Genomic DNA, 16989 nt, shown 5'->3' with positions numbered 1-16989 from the left:
CTTCATTTGAGTTGCACCTTGATGCCGTTGTCCGACACGGTGATGTCGCCGATCTCGTAGGTCTTGCGCCCGACCGTCAGCTCGTCGGCCGTGAAGCTGCGCAGCACCTGGCCTTGCAGCAGTTCCTGCGCGACCACCGCGCCGATCTTCTGCAGCCGCTCGGCGTCGCGTCCCTCGACGCCCTGCAGCTCGAGCCGCTCGGCCTTCGGCTGGTCGAGCCGCAGCGCGCGCGTGGCGGCGTCGTACTTCAGCGCGCTGCTGACCGACACCACGCCCTGCACCGGCGATGCGGCCAGCAGGGGGCTCGCGATGGTCAGCGTGGCGGTGATGGCCGCGCGGTTGTTGCGTGCGTCCAGGCCCAGTTGCGGATCGCGCAGGCCGACCATGAAGATCTCCGCGTAGCGCTCGGCCACCGGAAAGCGCCTGGCGATCTGCGCCTGCAGCTCGTCGCGCGTGGCGGTGTATTCGCTGGTGAAGAAGTTGAAGCCGGCCAGCGCCGCGAATGGCGCCTGCAGGGCCGCGGCGCCCAGCAGCGCGCGCAGCATCCGGCGGCGCGCGGGCAGGGGCGGGAACGACGGGGAGGGTGGGAAGCGGAATGTCATACGGTTCGTCATGCGGCTTGCGAGCTTGCCACAGCCTGGGCGGGCCCGGGTGCTGTGCCGGGAGGGTTCAGCGCTCGATCATCTCCTGCACCTTGGCCACCAGCGCGGCCACGTCGAAGGGCTTGGTGATCACTTCCATGCCGTATTCGAGCAGGCCGTTGCCCACGGCCGCATTCTCCGCGTAGCCGGTGATGAACAGCACCTTCAGCCCGGGGCGGGTCACGCGGCCCGCGTCGGCCACCTGGCGGCCGTTCAGCCCGCCGGGCAGGCCCACGTCGGTCAGCAGCAGGTCGATGCCCTCGTCCGACTGCAGCATCCTCAGCGCGGCGGCGCCGTCGGCCACCGAGACCACGCGGTAGCCGGCGTCTTCAAGCTCCTCGGCCACGATGGCGCGGATGGTGGCCTCGTCCTCCACCACCAGCACCACCTCGCCTTCGCCGCGGTGATCGGCCGCCGGCTGCGGCAGCGGCAGGTCGGCCTCGGCCTCGCCGACGAAGCGCGGCAGGTACAGGCACATGGTCGTGCCCGCGCCGGGCTCGGAATAGATGCGCACCTGCCCGCCCGACTGCCGCACGAATCCGTACACCATCGACAGGCCCAGCCCGGTGCCCTGGCCCATGGGCTTGGTGGTGAAGAAAGGGTCGAAGGCGCGCGCCGCCACCTCGCTGGTCATGCCAGTGCCGGTGTCGCTGACGCAGACCGAGATGTACTGCCCCGGCGGCAGCTCGCGCTCGGCCGCGCTGCGGTCGTCCAGCCACTTGTTGGCCGTCTCGATGGTCAGGCGCCCGCCGTGCGGCGACATGGCGTCGCGCGCGTTGATGCACAGGTTGAGCACCGCGTTCTCCAGCTGCGAGGCGTCGACCCGCGTCAGCCACAGCCCGCCCGCGCCCACCACCTCGACCACCACCGAGGGGCCCACGGTGCGGCGCACCATCTCCTCGATGCCCGCGACCAGCCGGTTCACGTCGGTCGGCTTGGGGTCCAGCGTCTGGCGGCGCGAGAAGGCCAGCAGCCGCTGCGTGAGCGAGGCGGCCCTGCGCACCGCGTCCTGCGCCATGCCGATGTAGCGGCCGGCGTTGTCGAACTTCTGCAGCTGCAGCCGCTTTTCCAGCACCTGCAGGCTGGTGCTCATGCCCCCCAGCAGGTTGTTGAAGTCGTGCGCGATGCCGCCGGTGAGCTGGCCGATGGCTTCCATCTTCTGCGCCTGGCGGAACCGGGCCTCGACCTCCATCAGCTCCTGCGTGCGCTGCGCCACCTTCAGCTCCAGCGACTCGTTGGCCTCGCGCAGCGCGGCCTCGCTGCGCACGCGCTCCGCGGCGGTGCGCGTGCGCGCGGAAATCTCGCGCATGAAGGCGCCTTCCTCGGGCGTCCATTCGCGCACGTGCAGGTGGTTGACGAACAGCAGCGCCACCAGGCGACCCTGCTCCACCACCGGCACGTTCATGAAGGCGCGGGCGTGCCGTGCTTCCAGCGCGCCGGCGGTGGCGGCCGTGCGCGGGTCCAGCCGCACGTCGGGCACGGCCACGAACTCGTCGTTGCGCAGGCTGTCGACGAACGAGCCGTAGTCGCCCAGGTTCAGCACGCCGACCAGCGAGTCGCAGTCGGGCGAGTGCCAGTCGCGTTCCACCCGCAGTTCGCCGGTGTCGTGGTCGACGCTGCCGTAGCCCGCGCGGCTCACGCCGAGCGTGGCGGCCAGCATTTCCGCCGCCGCCAGGCCCACGTCGGCTGCGCTGCGCAGGCCTCGCAGCTTGTCGGTGAAGTCGGCGAGCGCCGCGCGCCGGGCCTCCGCGGCCATGCGCGCGGTGACGTCCACGCCCTCCACGAAAATGCCCGACACCGCGCCCGACGCATCGCGGATCGGCTGGAACACGAAGTCCACATAGCACTCGCGCACCGGCCCGTTCGCCTCCACCTGCACGTCGTAGCGCGAGCCGTGCGCGGTGAAGGCCTCGCCGTCGCGGTACACCTTGTCGAGCAGCGCCACGTAGCCCTGGGCCGCCGCGTCGGGCAACGCCTCGGCCACCGGCAGGCCGACCACCGGCCGGTTGCCGACCAGCCGCAGGTAGCCCGGGTTGGCCAGCACGATGCGGTGCTGCGGCCCCTCCAGCATGGCCATGAAGCTGGGGGCCTGCTCGAACAGCTGGGCGAAGCGCGCGCGGTCGTCCTGCAGCCGGCGCTCGGCCTGTACCTTGGCGGTGGTGTCGATCACCAGCGCCCACACGCCCACAGGGTTGCCGTGGTCGTCCAGCAGCGGCGAATAGTTCAGGTTCATCCACACCTGCTCCGCCACGCCGCGGCGGTTTAGCACCAGCTCCTGGTCCTGGAAGCTCAGGGTGCGCCCGGACAGGCCGACCTTCAGCACATGGTCGTTGAAGGCCGCCGCCTCCGACCAGGCCTCGCGCACGCGCATGCCCAGCACCTGGGGATGCCGGATGCCCGAGAACGCGGCGTAGGCGTCGTTGTAGATCAGCACGCCGTGCTCGCCCCACAGGGTGGCGATGGCCACGTCCGACCTGAGCATGATGGCCACCGCGCTGCGCATGTGGCCGGGCCAGGTCTCCAGCGGGCCGAGCCCGGTGGCGGCCCAGTCGAAGCCGGCGATCAGGCCGGCGAGTTCGCCGCCGCCCGCCAGGAAGGGATATGCCGTTGTCGATGTGCCGTTGAGCATGCGCGCTGCTTTCTACCGCCTGGGGCCGTTCGCCCGTTGTCACCCGTTTTGCCGCCAGCCCGGGAAGCTAGCAGAAGTCGGGCGGGGCATCGGTCGGACAAATCCGCCATGGCGCGGCGGCGCGCAGCCAGACAGGGCGCCGCGCGGCGCCGGTCGAAAGGCTATTCGGCGAGCGGCGGCACGGCCAGCTCGAAGCGGGCGAACGCGCGCTCGCCCTTGTGGACCACGCTGTGCAGCGAGAAGCCGAAGCCTTCGTACAGCGCACGCAGCGGCGCGCGGTCGGCCACGCAGTCGAGCCGCAGCCAGGGCCGGCCGAGTCGGCGCGCATGTTCGCGCGCAAAGCCCAGCAGTGCGACCGGCACGCCTTGCCCGGCCCACGTCCTGCGCACCGCCAGCTTGTGCACGAACACCGAACTTCCGCTTTCGATCTCGGGCCAGAAGTGCGGGTCTTCGAGGTCGAGCCGGACGACGCCGGCCAGGTCACCGTTCTTGCGTGCGATGAAGTAGCCGCCGGCCTGGGTGTCGCGCCGGATGCGCTCGGGGGCGATGTCGCCGGCCGTCCACAGCGGACGGCCTTCGGCGGCGATCCACTGCGCGGCTTCATTCAATACGGCCGCGACGGTGGCGGCTTCCTCGGGGCGGGCTTGCTCGATCTGCATGGAGCCTGAGCTTAGCGGCTCAGGCATGGCGCACCACCTCGAAGCCTTCGTCCGGCGAGGGCGGCACGAAGTAGCTGCTGATCAACTCGAACTGGGCGTCCGAAGTCTCGAAGGCGTGCGTGCCCGACGCGTTGCGCGCCCGCAGCCGCTGCTTGCAGACCTCATCGGGCACGTCCAGAAAATGCAGCCGATGCGCTGCACCCGCCTTCTCGAAGATGCCGCGCGCCCAGGCCCGGTTGGCGACAGTGTTCGCGGGAAAGTCGAGCACCACTGACACGCCGGCCGCAAGCAGGGCCGCCACGTGGTCGGCCATCGCCGCCTTCAGCCGGCCGGATGCGCGCACGTAGTCGGGCAGCTCGCGGATCTCGTCCGGGTACAGCGTGGCGAGCCAGGTGTCTTCGCTGATGAGCACGGTGGCAGGCTCGGCCGCGAGGCGCTGGGTGAGGGTCGACTTGCCCGCGGCGATCTTGCCGCAGACCATGTGAAGCACGGGGCGAACTACGGGACGGGTGGGGTTCGATGGCATCGTTCGATCTCCTGTCGTGGTCTTGAAGAAAACCCCAGGAGACAAAAAACCCGCCTCGTGGGGCGGGTTGCATGGCGTGAAGTCTGTAGAGGAACCGCGCGCTAACCCACCATCTTTCGAATGGTGCGAATAATCGACGCGATGTGCAGGCAGGCCATGGGCGGAGGATAGCCCATGGCGCACGGCGCCCCTCGATCAGTCAGTCGTGCAGCGACGACAGGAACTGCTTCAGCTCGGCCGTCTGCGGGTTGCCGAACAGCTCCGCCGGCGGTCCCATCTCGTGCACGCGGCCCTGGTGCATGAAGATCACGCGGTCGCTGACCTTGCGCGCGAAGCTCATCTCGTGCGTGACCATCAGCAGCGTCATGCCCTCGTCGGCCAGCGACTCCACCACGCGCAGCACTTCGCCCACCAGTTCGGGGTCGAGCGCCGACGTGATCTCGTCGCACAGCAGCACCGCCGGCTCCATCGCCAGCGCGCGGGCAATCGCCACGCGCTGCTGCTGGCCGCCGGAGAGCTGGTCGGGCATGGCGTCGAACTTCTCGGCCAGGCCCACGCGCGTGAGCAGCTTGCGCGCCTGCGAGGCGGCTTCGAGCCCGGCGCGCTTCTTCACCAGCGTGGGCGCGAGCATCACGTTCTTGCCGACCGTGAGATGCGGGAACAGGTTGAAGCTCTGGAAGATCATGCCCACGCGCTGGCGCAGCTCGCGCATGGCCATGGCGCTTTCATGCAGCAGCGGCTTGCCGTCGACGGTGAGCGAGCCTTCCTGGAACACCTCGAGCCCGTTGATGCAGCGCAGCAGCGTGCTCTTGCCCGAGCCGCTCTTGCCGATGATGGCGATCACCTCGCCGCGCTTCACGTCCAGGTCGATGCCCTTGAGCACCTCGTTGGTGCCGTAGGACTTGCGCAGCGCGGTGATGCGCACGATGGGCGCACCCACCGAGGTGGCGGGCTGTTGTTGCGATTCGTCAAGCGCGGCGGCCATGGGTTTTCCTCTCGAGGGTCTTGGCGTACAGGCTCACGGGGAAGCACAGTACGAAATAAAGCAGGGCCACGCAGCTGAACACCACGAAGGGCTTGAAGGTGGCGTTCGAAATCATGCTGCCGGCCTTGGTGAGTTCGACGAAGCCGATCACCGAGGCCAGCGCCGTGCCCTTGATGACCTGCACCAGGAAGCCGACCGTTGGCGCGATGGCGATCTTCACGGCCTGCGGAAGAATGACGTGGCGCACCTGCTCGCCGAAGCTCAGCGCCAGGCTCCCCGAGGCTTCCCACTGGCCCTTGGGGATAGAAGCCACGCAGCCGCGCCAGATCTCGGCGAGGAAGGCGCTGGTGTACAGCGTGAGCGCCACGCTGGCGGCCGTCCATGCCGACACGTCGATGCCGAACAGCGCAATGCCGAAGTACGCCAGGAACAGCTGCATCAGCAGCGGCGTGCCCTGGAAGAGCTGCACGTACAGGCCCACGGCCTTGTTCGCGAACCTGCCGCCGCGCAGCCGCAGGAACAGCAGCAGCGCGCCCACGATGCCGCCGCCGATGAAGGCGATGAGCGACAGCACGACGGTCCAGCGCAACGCCATCAGCAGGTTGCGCAGGATGTCCCAGAGAGAAAAATCGACCATGGTGAAAGGGCCCGTGTTCGGTCAGCGGCCGAAGAAGAACTTCGGCCCCGCCCAGTCGAGCAGCCGGCGCAACGCGACCGACAGCGCGAGATAGATGAGCGTGGCGACGATGAAGGCTTCGAAGGCGCGGAAGTTGCGGCTCTGGATGAGGTTGGCGGCGTAGCTCAGCTCCTCGGTGGAGATCTGCCCGCACACGGCGGAGCCCAGCATCACGATGACGATCTGGCTCACCATCGCGGGCCATACCTTCTTCAGCGCCGGCGGCAGCACCACCCGCAGGAACACCTGCGACTTGCTCAGCGCCAGGCTCACCGCGGCTTCGATCTGCCCCTTGGGCGTGGCCTCGATGCCGGCGCGGATGATCTCGGTGGAATAGGCGCCGAGGTTCATCACCATCGCGATCACCGAAGCCACCTCCGGCGAGAGCTTGACGCCCGCCGCCGGCAGCCCGAAGAAGATGAAGAACAGCTGCACGATGAAGGGCGTGTTGCGGATCAGCTCCACATACGTGCCCACCACGATGCGCAGCCATGCCGCCCCGTTCGCGCGCGCCCATGCGCAGAAGGTGCCGACGATCATGCCCAGCACGGTGCCCACGGCCGTGAGGCCGATGGTCCACGCCACGCCGCGAAGCAGCAGCGGCCACTCGGAGAGCACCGCACCGAAATCAAACTCGATGTTCATAGGTCAGTCTGTTCGTGGAACGCCGCGGAACCGGCTTCGCCGGGCCGCAGGCGTTGCCCCCGGCGAGGGGGTGTGCGCAGCGACACGAAGTGCGCGAAGCATGGGGGAGTGCCTATTCAGACGGGCAGGTCGCCTGCGGCCTTGCCGAGCCACTTCTTGGACATGGCGTCGAGAGTGCCGTCCTTCTTGGCTGCGGCAATGATCTCGTTCACCTTGGTCTTCAGTGCGGTCTCGCCCTTGGCGACGCCGACGAAGCAGGGGCTGTCTTTCAGCAGCAGCTTGAACTCGGCGCTCACCTTGGGGTTCTTGGCGAGCATGTCGCCGGCGACCGCCGCGCTGGTCGCGATGGTCTGCGTCTGGCCGGCCACGAAGGCGGCGATGGTCGCGTTGTTGTCCTCGAAGCGGCGGTAGTCGACGTTCGGCGGCGCCACCTTGTTCAGTTCCTGGTCTTCCATTGCGCCGCGCGTCACGGCCACGGTCTTGCCCGCCATGTCGGCGAAGCTGGTGAGCTTCATGCTCTTGGCCGCGTACACGGCCTGGAAGAAGGGCGCGTAGGCGGAAGAGAAGTCGATCACCTTCTCGCGCTCCGGGTTCTTGCCGAGCGTGGAAATCACCAGGTCGGCCTTGCGGGTCTGCAGGTAGGGAATGCGGTTGGCGCTGGTCACGGGCACCAGCTCGACCTTCACGCCCAGCTTGGCGGCGATGAGCTCGGCCATTTCCACGTCGAGGCCCTGCGGCTTCATGTTCTTGTCGACCGAGCCGTAGGGCGGGTAGTCGGTCGGCACGGCGATCTTGATGGTCTTGGCCTTGAGCACGTTGTCGAGCGCGTTCTGGGCCTGCGCCGCGCCGGTGGCGGCCAGCATGGCCACGGACACCATGGCGAGCGCGAACTGGCGTTTGGACAGGAAAGAGAAGGTCATAGCAAGGCTCCTAGGTAAGTCGAAGAATCGGAATCGGGGGGTGTGGCGCCCGGCTTGCGGCGCTTGGCCTTTGGTGCCGCAGCTGGGGCGGCCTGGGTGTTCTGCAGCGGCGCCAGCGCGTCGCGCAGCTGCGCGAGCGGGTCGGTGGGCGCCTGCACGCGCAGGGCCGACTGCACCGTGCCGATGTGCTCGGCCATCAGCGCCTCGGCGGCGGCATGGTCGCCGCGCTCCAGCGCCGCGACGATCTGCACATGGTCTTCGCACGACTGCACCGCGTCGTGCGTGGACTGGTAAAGCATGGCGATCAGCGTGGTGCGCGCGGTGTAGTCGCGCAGCGTGTCGGCCAGCAGCGTGTTGCCCAGGCATTCGGCCAGGCAAACGTGGAAGTCGCCGAGCAGGAAGCTGCGGTTGCCGACGTCGCTCTCTTTCAGTGCGGCTTTTTCACGCTGCAGGTGCGCCTTCAACTGGCGCAGGGCGGTCTTCTCGATCTTCCCGGTGCGGCCCGCGCTGCCTGCGCTCCGAATGAGCCCCAGTTCGATGACGCGCCGCGCCTCGAAGGCTTCGCGCGCCTCGTCCTGCGAAGGCTCGATGACGAACCAGCCGCGCCGCGCGCTCACCGTGACGATGCCGCGCGCCGCCAGCCGGGTGAGGGCCTCGCGCACGATGGTGCGGCTGCAGTCGAACAGCATCGCCAGCTGCTGCTCGCCCAGGCGCGAACCCGGCGCGAGCTTCTGCGCCATCACCGCTTCGACGATGCGTGCACTGATTTCGGATGCGGAAATGGCCATATGCCTGCATACCAGCAGCTTCTGTGCCAACTGGTATGCAAGCTGTGTGCACCTGAATGGAGCGCAGGCCCGGTGCGGAGGCCTTGAACGGAACCCTCAGTCCATCCGCGCGCCGGACGCCTTCACCGCCTTCTCCCAGCGTGGCGTTTCCGTTGCCAGGAAGCGAGCGAAGTCCTCGCTGCCCAGGTAGGCCGGGTCGGCGCCCTGGCTCACCATGCGGTCGCGCACTTCGGGGTTGTTCAGCACCTGCCTGAAGGCGTCGCCGAGCCTGGCGACCACGTCTTTCGGCGTGTCCTTCGGGGCGAGGAAGCCGTAGAAGCCCACCACCTCGAAGCCCTTGACGCCCGACTCGATCACAGTCGGCACCTCGGGCAGGGCGGGGTTGCGTTCGCGGCTGGTCACGGCCAGCGCGCGCACCTTGCCCTGCTTGTGATAGTTGGCCGCCTGCGGAATCGATTCGGCCATGAACTGCACCTGCCCGCCCATCAGGTCTGTGAAGGCCGGCGCGCTGCCGCGGTAGGGGATGTGCACCATGAAGATGCCGGTGGCGGTCTTGAACATCTCGGGCACCAGGTGGCTGATGCCGCCGTTGCCGGCCGAGCCGTAGTTGACCTGGCCCGGCCGCGCCTTGGCGTAGTCGACGAACTGCTTGAGGTTCTGCACCGGCAGCTTGGGCGTGACCAGCAGCGCCAGCGGCTGCATGGCGGTGCGGGCGATGGGCACGAAGTCGCGCTGCGTGTTGTAGGGCAGCTTGCTGTAGAGCGCGCCGTTGATCACCGCCACGCCGGTGTTGGCGAGCATCAGCGTGTAGCCGTCGGCGGGGCTCTTGGCGACCGCGTCTGCGCCCACGGAGCCGCCGGCGCCGGGCTTGTAGTCGATGATGATCGGCTGGCCGAGCACGGCCTGCAGCTTGTCGGTCAGCAGGCGCGCATGCTGGTCGAGCGGGCCGCCGGCCGGAAAGCCGATGACGAGCTTGATCGGCTTGTCGGGGTAAGCGGCCAGCGCTGCGGTGCCGAGGCTGAAAGAAAGGACCGCCAGGGCGGTCCGGATGGGCTTGTTCATGATCCGTCTCCTTGTTGTGGAGACGATCATAAGCAGCCCGGTCAGCCGGCCAGCGTGGCCTTCAGCGTGATTTCGGGCACGCTCGCCAGCGCCTTCGACAGCGGGCAGCCGGCCTTGGCGGCGGCCGCGATCTGCTGGAACTTCGCTTCGTCGAGCTTCGGCACGGCAGCGTCGAGTTCGAGCGCGATGCGGTCGATCTTGAAGCCCTCGCCGTCCTTGGCCAGCCGCACGGCGGCACGGGTGTCGATGCGGGTGGCGGTGAAGCCTTCCTTCTCGAGCGCGAAGGCAAAGGCCATCGTGAGGCAGGCCGCGTGGGCCGCGCCGACGATTTCCTCGGGGTTGGTGCCGCGCTTGTCGTCCTCGAAGCGGCTGGCGAAGCCGTAGGGGTAGTCCTTGAGGGCGCCGGTCTCGGTGCTGACCAGGCCCTTGCCGGTCTTGCCGGCGCCTTCCCAGTGAACGCTTGCGTGCTTGTCTGCTGCCATGTCGACTCCTTGGTGCGGTGGGTGGGGGGAAGGGCAGGTATCGCCGATGGGCGGCCCGTTGTCTGTAGTCGCATGGCGCAAGCGTGTGTTTCGGCGGTGTCAGAAAAACTGGCGTCACCTAGGCGACGCTCCACGGGCTTCCCCGATGGGAGCGGCGTCATTGGCGGCTTAGGCTGCGTGCAGCCGCTTTTTTGTCTCTCCCCTCTGCTTTCCCCGCCTGTTCTCACCATGCAACAACGCCCGCATTACAAGTTCTGGCCCAAACGCCTTCCGCATTCGATCACCGTCCCCGCCACCTCGCTCTGGCACAACCTGGCCACCTCGGCCGCCCGCTACCCGGACAAGCCGGCGCTCGTGTTCTTCGGCCGTGTGCTCAGCTATCGCGAATTCGCCGAACAGGCCGAGCGCCTGGCCGGGGCGCTGCATGCGCTGGGCGTGAAGCGCGGCGACCGCGTGATCCTGGACATGCAGAACTGCCCGCAGCTGGTGATTGCGCATTTCGCCATCCTGCGCGCCAACGCGGTGGTGGTGCCGGTCAACCCGATGAACCGGGCCGAGGAGCTCAAGCACTACATCACCGACCCCGACGCCAAGGTGGCGATCATCACCGGCGACCTCGCGCCCGAGCTTGCCAAGGCCAGCAACGCGCTGCCGCCCGAGCAGCGGCTGTCGCACATGATCGTGACCCAGTTCACCGACGCCTTCGACGCCGACATCTCCGGCGAGGACGCCCCGGCACCGGCCTGGAAGGAATGGCTCACCACCCGCCATCCGCTGCCCGCGCTGGCCGGCGGCGAGGCGCTGGCCTGGACCGACGTGCTGGCCGCCGGCCATCCGCCGCCCGCGCACGTGGTGGGCGCCGACGACATGGCGCTGCTGCCCTACACCAGCGGCACCACCGGCCTGCCCAAGGGCTGCGTGCACCACCATTCGAGCCTGATGCACAACGCGATGGCCGGGCAGCTATGGGGGTGTTCGACCTCCGAGACGGTGGTGCTGGCGGTGGTGCCCATGTTCCACATCACCGGCGTGGTCAGCATGATGCACACCGCCATCCTGGCGGCGGCCACGCTGATCATCATGCCGCGCTGGGACCGCGACGTGGCCGGCCGGCTCATCTCGCGCTGGAAGGTCACGGCCTGGACCAACATCCCGACCATGGTCATCGACCTCATGGCCAGCCCCAACTTCGCGAGCTACGACCTGTCGAGCATGACCTACATCGGCGGCGGCGGCGCGGCCATGCCGCAGGCCGTGGCGCAGCGCCTGTTCGAGCAGTACGGGCTGAAGTACCAGGAAGGCTACGGCCTCACCGAGACCGCCGCGCCCTCGCACACCAACCCGTCGGACCACCCCAAGCAGCAGTGCCTGGGCATTCCGTTCATGAGCACCGACGCGCGGGTGGTCGACCCCGACACCCTGGCCGAAATGCCCATCGGCGAATCGGGCGAGATCATCATCCACGGCCCGGAGGTGTTCCAGGGCTACTGGAAACGGCCTGATGCCACCGCGGCTGCCTTCGTCGAGTTCGAGGGCAAGCGCTTCTTCCGCTCGGGCGACATGGGCCGCATGGACGAGGACGGCTACTTCTTCATCACCGACCGCCTCAAGCGGATGATCAACGCCAGCGGCTTCAAGGTGTGGCCGGCCGAGGTCGAGCTGCTGATGTTCCGCCACCCCGCCATCCAGGAGGCCTGTGTCATCTCGACCAAGGACGACTACCGCGGAGAATCGGTCAAGGCGGTGGTGGTGCTGCGCGCCACGCACAAGGACACCACCGAGCAGCAGATCATCGATTGGTGCCGCGAGAACATGGCGGTCTACAAGATCCCGCGCAAGGTGCAGTTCGTGGATGCGCTGCCCAAGAGCGGCAGCGGCAAGGTGATGTGGCGGCTGCTGCAGGAAGACGAGAGCCGCGCGAACTGAGGAGGGCGGGCCTTACTTCGTGAGGCCCAGCGACTTCAGCAGCGCCCCTGCCTCGGTGCGTCCGTTCGGCGTGATGGACTGCGAGGCCACCGCCTTGCCCAGGTAGTCCACCACCTTGTGCCGGTTCTGGTTCGGACCTTCCCACAGGAAGAGCCGGCCCAGTTCCAGCGCCGCGTCGCCGTCGCCCTGCGCATAGGCCTTCTCGAACCAGAAGCGCGCCCAGCGGAAGTTGCCTTCGTCGCGATAGCAGATGGCAAGGTTGGCGCAGCCCGCCACGTCGCCTGCCTTGGCCGCTTTGCGATACCAGTCGCGCGCCGCCTCGGGATTCTTCTTCACGCCGATGCCGTGGTCGAGGAAATAGCCGACGCTGTTCAGCGCGTGGGTCTCGCCCGCCGCCGCGGCCTTGAGGAACAGCGAGAGGGCCTTCTTGTGCGCGCCGGCATCCCATGCGTCGTTGGCCGCGAGGAACCAGTCGTCCTGGGTGGGTTCTTGCATGGTGCGTGCTCTCCTTCGAAACGTGGTTCAAAAGAAAAAGTCTGTGTACCGGCCGGTTCCGGCGAGTGGATCACTTAGCCTCGATCGGTCCCGCATTCTGCCTATCTCCCGCTTCTTCATGCATTCGCGCGCGCTGCTGCTTTCCTGCCTTCTTGCCTTCTTTCCCCTCCTGACCCAAGCCGCCCCGCGTTCCTGCCTCGTCGTGGGCATCAGCGACGGCGACACGCTCACCGCGCGCTGCGGGCGCATCGGCGCCTACGAACGCGTGAAGGTGCGCATCGCGGCCATCGACGCCCCCGAGAAGGCGCAGCCCTACGGCCAGCGCAGCCGGCAGGCGCTGGGCAGCCTGTGCTTCAGCGAAACCGCGCTCATCACCGAGGTCGACACCGACCGCTACGGCCGCACGGTAGCCGACGTCAGCTGCAACGGCGAGGACGTCGGCAGCCGCATGGTGTCCGACGGCTGGGCCTGGGTCTACGACTACAACAAGCTCGCCACCCGGCGCGGCGGCGGGCTCTTCAAGCTGGAGGCCAGGGCCCGGGGCAAGCGCCTGGGCCTGTGGGCCGACCCGAGGCCGACGCCGCCATGGGAGTGGCGCCGCAGCGAGCGCGACTCGCGGCACCACGGTTTCTTTTTCTTCTGAACCTGAGCGGGCGCCGCAGCCCTGGCAGCGCTGCGCCGGCTGCATATCGGCGCCCGGATCTTCAGGACTCGCCCTTGCCCTGCACGTCGGCCACCACGCGCGCATTGCGCTGGAAGCTCCAGTAGGCACCGGCCCAGTCCATCATCACGACGATGCGGTTGCGAAAGCCGATCAGGAAGTACGCGTGCGCGAACAGCCAGAACAGCCACGCCAGGCGGCCGCTGAAGCGCAACGGACCGAAGGGCGTGCCGAGGTCGACCACGGCCGAGTTGCGGCCGATGGTGGCCAGGTTGCCGTAGTCGGCGTAGCGGAACGGCACCGTCGGCTGGCCTGAAATGCGGCGCAGGATGTTGGCGGCCGCCGCGCGCCCCATCTGCTTGGCGCCGGGCGACACGCCGGGCACCGGCTTCGGCGGCTTGCCGGGCGCGTGGCTCATGGCGGCGGCGAGGTCGCCCACCACGCTGATCGATGAATAACCCGCCAGGCTCAGGTCGGGCTCGACCTTGATGCGGCCCGCGCGGTCGCATTCGACGCCGGTGGCGGCGCCGAGCATGCGCCCCAGCGGCGAGGCCGCCACGCCGGCGGCCCACACCACGCAGCTGCTATCGATTCGGTAGCTGGCCGCGGGCGCGCCGTCAGCGCCGCCACCGGTCTGCACTTCGAGGCCGGTGGGGTCGATGGCGGTGACGCGGGCGTTCAGCCGCACCTCGACGCCCAGCTTCTCCAGCTGCTCCAGCGCTTTCTGGCTCAACGACTCGGGCATGGCCTGCAGCACGCGCGGGCCGCCCTCGACCAGCAGCACCTGCGCGCTGGCCGGGTCGATGTGGCGGAACTCACCCGACAGCGTGTGCTTGGCGATCTCGGCCAGCGTGCCGGCCATCTCGACGCCGGTCGGCCCGGCGCCGATCACCACGAAGGTGAGCAGCGCGCGGCGGCGGTCGGGGTCGGTGGTGATCTCGGCCGTCTCGAACGACAGCAGCACGCGGCGGCGGATCTCGAAGGCATCGGCCAGCGTCTTCAGGCCGGGAGCGATCGGCGCCCACTGGTCGTTGCCGAAGTAGCTGTGCGTGGCGCCGGCCGCGACGATCAGGTGGTCGTAGGGCACGCTGTCGCCGTTGGCCAGTTGCACCGCGCGCGCGGCGGGGTCGATGCCCGTGACCTCGCCCAGCAGCGTGGTGATGCGCGGCTGCTTGCGAAAGAGCGCGCGCACCGGCGCTGCGATCGACGGTGCCGCGAGCCCGGCGGTCGCCACCTGGTAGAGCAGGGGCTGGAACAGGTGATGGTTGGTCTTGTCGATCACCGTCACGTCGACGTTCGCGTGCTGGAGCTTGCGCGCCGCTTCCAGTCCGCCGAAACCGCAGCCGACGATGACGATTCGCGGCCTGCCCGATGTGCCCGATGGGTTGGTCGTTTGCATCCGATGGATGATACGCAGCCCGCCATGCAAGCCCTTGCGTCTTGTGCCACAGTGCCTGTCCGCCGATTTTTCGGCTGCGAGCCCGCGGCGTTTTGTCCTACGCGCCTTCTTCACGCGAATGGGCTACAAAGTGCGGCTGACCCGACTGGAGACCCCATGACGCTTTCCCGGCCGATCACACAGGCGGCTAGCGCACTGCGCGACAAGTTCCGCGATGTGCGCGCCACCAGCCTGGCGCTTGCGGCGCCGCTTTCCGCCGAAGACCAGTGCGTCCAGTCGATGCCCGACGCCAGCCCGACCAAGTGGCACCTGGCGCACACCACGTGGTTCTTCGAGACGGTGCTGCTGCAGCCGCATGCCACGGGCTACCTGCCCTTCGACAAACGCTTTCACTACCTCTTCAACTCGTACTACGAAGCGCTCGGCCCGCGCCATCCGCGCCCGCAGCGCGGGCTGCTCACCCGGCCGTCGGTGGACGAGGTGCATGCGTACCGCAGGCATGTCGACGAGGCAGTGGTCGCGCTGCTCGAAGCTGGCGGCGGCGACTGGGCGGCCATCGAGCCCATCGTCACGCTGGGGCTCAACCACGAGCAGCAGCACCAGGAGCTGCTGCTCACCGACATCCTGCATGCGCTGTCGTGCAACCCGATGCTGCCCGCCTACAAGCCCGCGAGCGGGCCGGCGCTGAGGCTGGCCGCCGTGCCGCCCGCCATGCGCTGGATCGAGCAGCGCGGGGGGCTGGTCGAGGTGGGCTTTGGCGGCAGCGAGTTTTCTTTCGACAACGAGACACCGCGCCACCAGGCGCTGGTGCAGCCGCATGCCATTGCCGACCGGCTGGTGAACTGCGGCGACTTCGCCCAGTTCATTGCCGACGGCGGCTACCAGCGGCCGGAGCTATGGCTGTCCGACGGATGGGCGGCGGTGCAGGCGAACGGCTGGCGCCACCCGGCCTACTGGCTCGCGCCCGACGATCCGCGGCTGGGCTTCGGCCTGCAGCTGCAAGGGCCTTCCGCCGGCTGGCATGTGTTCGGCCTGCACGGCGTGCGCCCGCTGGAGGCCGACGCGCCGGTGTCGCAGCTCAGTTTCTATGAAGCCGCCGCGTACGCCGAATGGGCCGGCGCGCGGCTGCCGACCGAGTTTGAATGGGAGGCCGCATACGACGCCCCCGGCATCACCCAGATGACCGGCCACGTCTGGCAGTGGACGCGTTCGTCGTACGACCCATACCCCGGCTTCCGGCCGATGCCCGGCATCGCGGCGGAATACAACGGCAAGTTCATGGTGGGGCAACTGGTGCTGCGCGGCGGCAGCGTGGCCACGCCGGCCGGGCACACGCGGCCCAGCTACCGCAATTTCTTTCCGCCGGCAGCGCGCTGGCAGTTCTCGGGGCTGCGGCTCGCGAAAGACATCTGATCATGCGAAATCCGACTTCCTCTTCCTCCCTGTCGTTCGCGCCCGCCAAGGCGCGCGCCGCTGCCACTGCTTCCGAATCCGCGGCGCCGCTGTCGGAGTTCGGGCGCGAGATGCAGGCGGGGCTTGCGCGCTCGCCGCGCAGCATTTCGCCGAAGTTCTTCTACGACGTGGCGGGGTCGCAGCTGTTCGACCGGATCTGCGATCTGCCCGAGTACTACCCGACGCGCACCGAACTGCGCATTCTTGGCGAATGCGCGGGAGAGATCGCGCAGCAGGTCGGCCCGAATGCGGAGATCGTCGAGTTCGGGGCCGGGTCGCTCACGAAAGTGCGGCTGCTGCTCGATGCGCTGGAGACGCCCAAGCGCTATCTGCCCATCGACATTTCCGGCGAGCACCTGGAAGCGGCCGCGGCACGGTTGAGGGCGGACTATCCGGAGCTCGTGGTGCAGCCCATTGCGGCTGACTACACGATGCCGATGGTGCTGCCCGCGCCCATGCCCGGGGCGGGGCGGCGAGTCGGCTTCTTCCCGGGGTCGACGATCGGAAATTTCGAGCCCGACGAGGCGCTGGCCTTCCTGCAGCTGGCTGCGCGCATGCTGCGTGGCGGAGGGCTGTTGATCGGTGTCGACCTGGTGAAAGACCCGGCGCGGCTGCATGCGGCATACAACGATGCGCAAGGGGTGACGGGGGAGTTCAATCTCAACCTGCTGCGTCGTGCCAATTCGGAGCTGAACGCCGACTTCGATCTGGACGGGTTCTCGCATGCGGCGTTCTACAACGCGCCTCGGCGGCGGATCGAGATGCATCTGGTGAGCCGGCGGGCCCAGAGCGTTTGCTTGAATGGTGAACGGTTCGGGTTCGAGGAGGGCGAGACTATTCATACGGAGTACTCGCACAAGTTCACCGTTGAAGGGTTGCGGGCTTTGGCTGTTCGGGCGGGGTTTCGTCCGGGGGCTGTCTGGACGGATCCTGAGAGGCTCTTTAGCGTGCATTGGTTGGCTGCCTAGGTTTTTTCCCGGGGCCGGGACTCGCCCCGGCGGGCGACTCACTTTCTTTTGCTTCGCCAAAAGAAAGTAAGCAAA

Annotated in this window: 17 protein-coding genes; 4 read left to right on the top strand and 13 right to left on the bottom strand. The window is 68.3% G+C overall.

All coding sequences use genetic code 11. From position 1 onward, the window contains the following. Positions 1-2: 2 nt before the first annotated feature. The 11 genes from QRN67_RS11525 to QRN67_RS11475 form a co-directional block, all read right to left on the bottom strand. Positions 3-602 carry a DUF1439 domain-containing protein gene (locus QRN67_RS11525; protein ID WP_285411881.1) on the bottom strand — a complete coding sequence of 200 codons (600 nt, stop codon included), beginning with the start codon at positions 600-602 and terminating at the stop codon, positions 3-5. Positions 603-669: 67 nt separating this feature from the next. Beyond that, positions 670-3270 carry a PAS domain-containing protein gene (locus tag QRN67_RS11520; protein WP_081271482.1) on the bottom strand — a complete coding sequence of 867 codons (2601 nt, stop codon included), beginning with the start codon at positions 3268-3270 and terminating at the stop codon, positions 670-672. 161 nt (positions 3271-3431) lie between these two features. Continuing rightward, positions 3432-3956, bottom strand: a complete 525-nt coding sequence (locus QRN67_RS11515) for a GNAT family N-acetyltransferase (RefSeq protein ID WP_285411880.1) — start codon at positions 3954-3956, stop codon at positions 3432-3434. Then, positions 3949-4455 carry a P-loop nucleotide/nucleoside kinase family protein gene (locus tag QRN67_RS11510; protein WP_285411879.1) on the bottom strand — a complete coding sequence of 169 codons (507 nt, stop codon included), beginning with the start codon at positions 4453-4455 and terminating at the stop codon, positions 3949-3951. Before QRN67_RS11510 ends, QRN67_RS11515 begins: the two co-directional genes overlap by 8 nt. Before the next feature lie 199 nt (positions 4456-4654). After that, entirely contained in the window at positions 4655-5440 is a 786-nt protein-coding gene (locus QRN67_RS11505) for an amino acid ABC transporter ATP-binding protein (protein ID WP_285411878.1), read from the bottom strand. Continuing rightward, entirely contained in the window at positions 5424-6077 is a 654-nt protein-coding gene (locus QRN67_RS11500; protein ID WP_285411877.1) for an amino acid ABC transporter permease, read from the bottom strand. The genes QRN67_RS11505 and QRN67_RS11500 overlap by 17 nt, the downstream gene beginning before the upstream one ends. A gap of 21 nt (positions 6078-6098) precedes the next feature. Then, on the bottom strand, positions 6099-6761 hold the full coding sequence (locus tag QRN67_RS11495) for an amino acid ABC transporter permease (protein WP_081271487.1): 663 nt from the start codon (positions 6759-6761) through the stop codon (positions 6099-6101). 116 nt (positions 6762-6877) lie between these two features. Continuing rightward, the gene (locus QRN67_RS11490) at positions 6878-7681 is read right to left on the bottom strand and encodes a transporter substrate-binding domain-containing protein (protein WP_081271488.1); all 804 of its coding nucleotides are present in this window, start codon (positions 7679-7681) and stop codon (positions 6878-6880) included. Beyond that, positions 7678-8469 (bottom strand): GntR family transcriptional regulator, encoded by a 792-nt coding sequence (locus QRN67_RS11485; protein WP_285411876.1) that lies wholly within the window; start codon positions 8467-8469, stop codon positions 7678-7680. The genes QRN67_RS11490 and QRN67_RS11485 overlap by 4 nt, the downstream gene beginning before the upstream one ends. Before the next feature lie 96 nt (positions 8470-8565). After that, complete coding sequence (locus tag QRN67_RS11480) at positions 8566-9531, bottom strand: Bug family tripartite tricarboxylate transporter substrate binding protein (RefSeq protein WP_285411875.1); 966 nt, start codon at positions 9529-9531, stop codon at positions 8566-8568. A gap of 41 nt (positions 9532-9572) precedes the next feature. Further along, complete coding sequence (locus tag QRN67_RS11475; RefSeq protein ID WP_081271490.1) at positions 9573-10013, bottom strand: OsmC family protein; 441 nt, start codon at positions 10011-10013, stop codon at positions 9573-9575. A gap of 228 nt (positions 10014-10241) precedes the next feature. Here QRN67_RS11475 and QRN67_RS11470 point away from each other — a divergent pair, with 228 nt between their 5' ends. Then, complete coding sequence (locus tag QRN67_RS11470) at positions 10242-11939, top strand: long-chain fatty acid--CoA ligase (RefSeq protein ID WP_285411874.1); 1698 nt, start codon at positions 10242-10244, stop codon at positions 11937-11939. A 12-nt stretch (positions 11940-11951) separates the two neighbouring features. Here QRN67_RS11470 and QRN67_RS11465 read toward each other — a convergent pair whose 3' ends face one another. After that, a complete protein-coding gene (locus tag QRN67_RS11465; protein WP_081271492.1) occupies positions 11952-12434 on the bottom strand; it encodes a tetratricopeptide repeat protein in 483 nt (160 codons plus the stop codon). A 118-nt stretch (positions 12435-12552) separates the two neighbouring features. Here QRN67_RS11465 and QRN67_RS11460 point away from each other — a divergent pair, with 118 nt between their 5' ends. Beyond that, positions 12553-13077, top strand: a complete 525-nt coding sequence (locus tag QRN67_RS11460) for a thermonuclease family protein (RefSeq protein WP_285411872.1) — start codon at positions 12553-12555, stop codon at positions 13075-13077. A gap of 61 nt (positions 13078-13138) precedes the next feature. Here QRN67_RS11460 and QRN67_RS11455 read toward each other — a convergent pair whose 3' ends face one another. Next, positions 13139-14494 carry an NAD(P)/FAD-dependent oxidoreductase gene (locus QRN67_RS11455; protein ID WP_285411871.1) on the bottom strand — a complete coding sequence of 452 codons (1356 nt, stop codon included), beginning with the start codon at positions 14492-14494 and terminating at the stop codon, positions 13139-13141. A 156-nt stretch (positions 14495-14650) separates the two neighbouring features. On the opposite strand from QRN67_RS11455, the gene egtB reads away from it, so the two are divergent. Together egtB and egtD are read left to right on the top strand one after the other, a co-directional pair. Further along, positions 14651-15907, top strand: coding sequence for an ergothioneine biosynthesis protein EgtB (gene egtB, locus QRN67_RS11450; RefSeq protein ID WP_285411870.1), 1257 nt, complete (start codon positions 14651-14653; stop codon positions 15905-15907). Positions 15908-15909: 2 nt separating this feature from the next. Further along, positions 15910-16914, top strand: a complete 1005-nt coding sequence (gene egtD, locus QRN67_RS11445) for an L-histidine N(alpha)-methyltransferase (RefSeq protein ID WP_106935094.1) — start codon at positions 15910-15912, stop codon at positions 16912-16914. The last annotated feature ends 75 nt before the right edge of the window (positions 16915-16989 follow it).

This window comes from Variovorax sp. efr-133-TYG-130 (assembly GCF_030208835.1).
In the GTDB taxonomy this organism is placed as follows: Bacteria; Pseudomonadota; Gammaproteobacteria; order Burkholderiales; family Burkholderiaceae_C; genus Variovorax.
Note: the sequence above shows the minus strand (reverse complement) of the source record. Positions and strands in the feature narration are given on the sequence as shown.

Excerpts from the sequence above, each read along its gene's own strand:
- QRN67_RS11525 (WP_285411881.1), bottom strand. The coding sequence starts at position 602 with ATGACATTCCGCTTCCCACCCTCCCCGTCGTTCCCGCCCCTGCCCGCG.
- QRN67_RS11520 (WP_081271482.1), bottom strand. The coding sequence starts at position 3,270 with ATGCTCAACGGCACATCGACAACGGCATATCCCTTCCTGGCGGGCGGC.
- QRN67_RS11515 (WP_285411880.1), bottom strand. The coding sequence starts at position 3,956 with ATGCCTGAGCCGCTAAGCTCAGGCTCCATGCAGATCGAGCAAGCCCGC.
- QRN67_RS11510 (WP_285411879.1), bottom strand. The coding sequence starts at position 4,455 with ATGCCATCGAACCCCACCCGTCCCGTAGTTCGCCCCGTGCTTCACATG.
- QRN67_RS11505 (WP_285411878.1), bottom strand. The coding sequence starts at position 5,440 with ATGGCCGCCGCGCTTGACGAATCGCAACAACAGCCCGCCACCTCGGTG.
- QRN67_RS11500 (WP_285411877.1), bottom strand. The coding sequence starts at position 6,077 with ATGGTCGATTTTTCTCTCTGGGACATCCTGCGCAACCTGCTGATGGCG.
- QRN67_RS11495 (WP_081271487.1), bottom strand. The coding sequence starts at position 6,761 with ATGAACATCGAGTTTGATTTCGGTGCGGTGCTCTCCGAGTGGCCGCTG.
- QRN67_RS11490 (WP_081271488.1), bottom strand. The coding sequence starts at position 7,681 with ATGACCTTCTCTTTCCTGTCCAAACGCCAGTTCGCGCTCGCCATGGTG.
- QRN67_RS11485 (WP_285411876.1), bottom strand. The coding sequence starts at position 8,469 with ATGGCCATTTCCGCATCCGAAATCAGTGCACGCATCGTCGAAGCGGTG.
- QRN67_RS11480 (WP_285411875.1), bottom strand. The coding sequence starts at position 9,531 with ATGAACAAGCCCATCCGGACCGCCCTGGCGGTCCTTTCTTTCAGCCTC.
- QRN67_RS11475 (WP_081271490.1), bottom strand. The coding sequence starts at position 10,013 with ATGGCAGCAGACAAGCACGCAAGCGTTCACTGGGAAGGCGCCGGCAAG.
- QRN67_RS11470 (WP_285411874.1), top strand. The coding sequence starts at position 10,242 with ATGCAACAACGCCCGCATTACAAGTTCTGGCCCAAACGCCTTCCGCAT.
- QRN67_RS11465 (WP_081271492.1), bottom strand. The coding sequence starts at position 12,434 with ATGCAAGAACCCACCCAGGACGACTGGTTCCTCGCGGCCAACGACGCA.
- QRN67_RS11460 (WP_285411872.1), top strand. The coding sequence starts at position 12,553 with ATGCATTCGCGCGCGCTGCTGCTTTCCTGCCTTCTTGCCTTCTTTCCC.
- QRN67_RS11455 (WP_285411871.1), bottom strand. The coding sequence starts at position 14,494 with ATGCAAACGACCAACCCATCGGGCACATCGGGCAGGCCGCGAATCGTC.
- egtB (WP_285411870.1), top strand. The coding sequence starts at position 14,651 with ATGACGCTTTCCCGGCCGATCACACAGGCGGCTAGCGCACTGCGCGAC.
- egtD (WP_106935094.1), top strand. The coding sequence starts at position 15,910 with ATGCGAAATCCGACTTCCTCTTCCTCCCTGTCGTTCGCGCCCGCCAAG.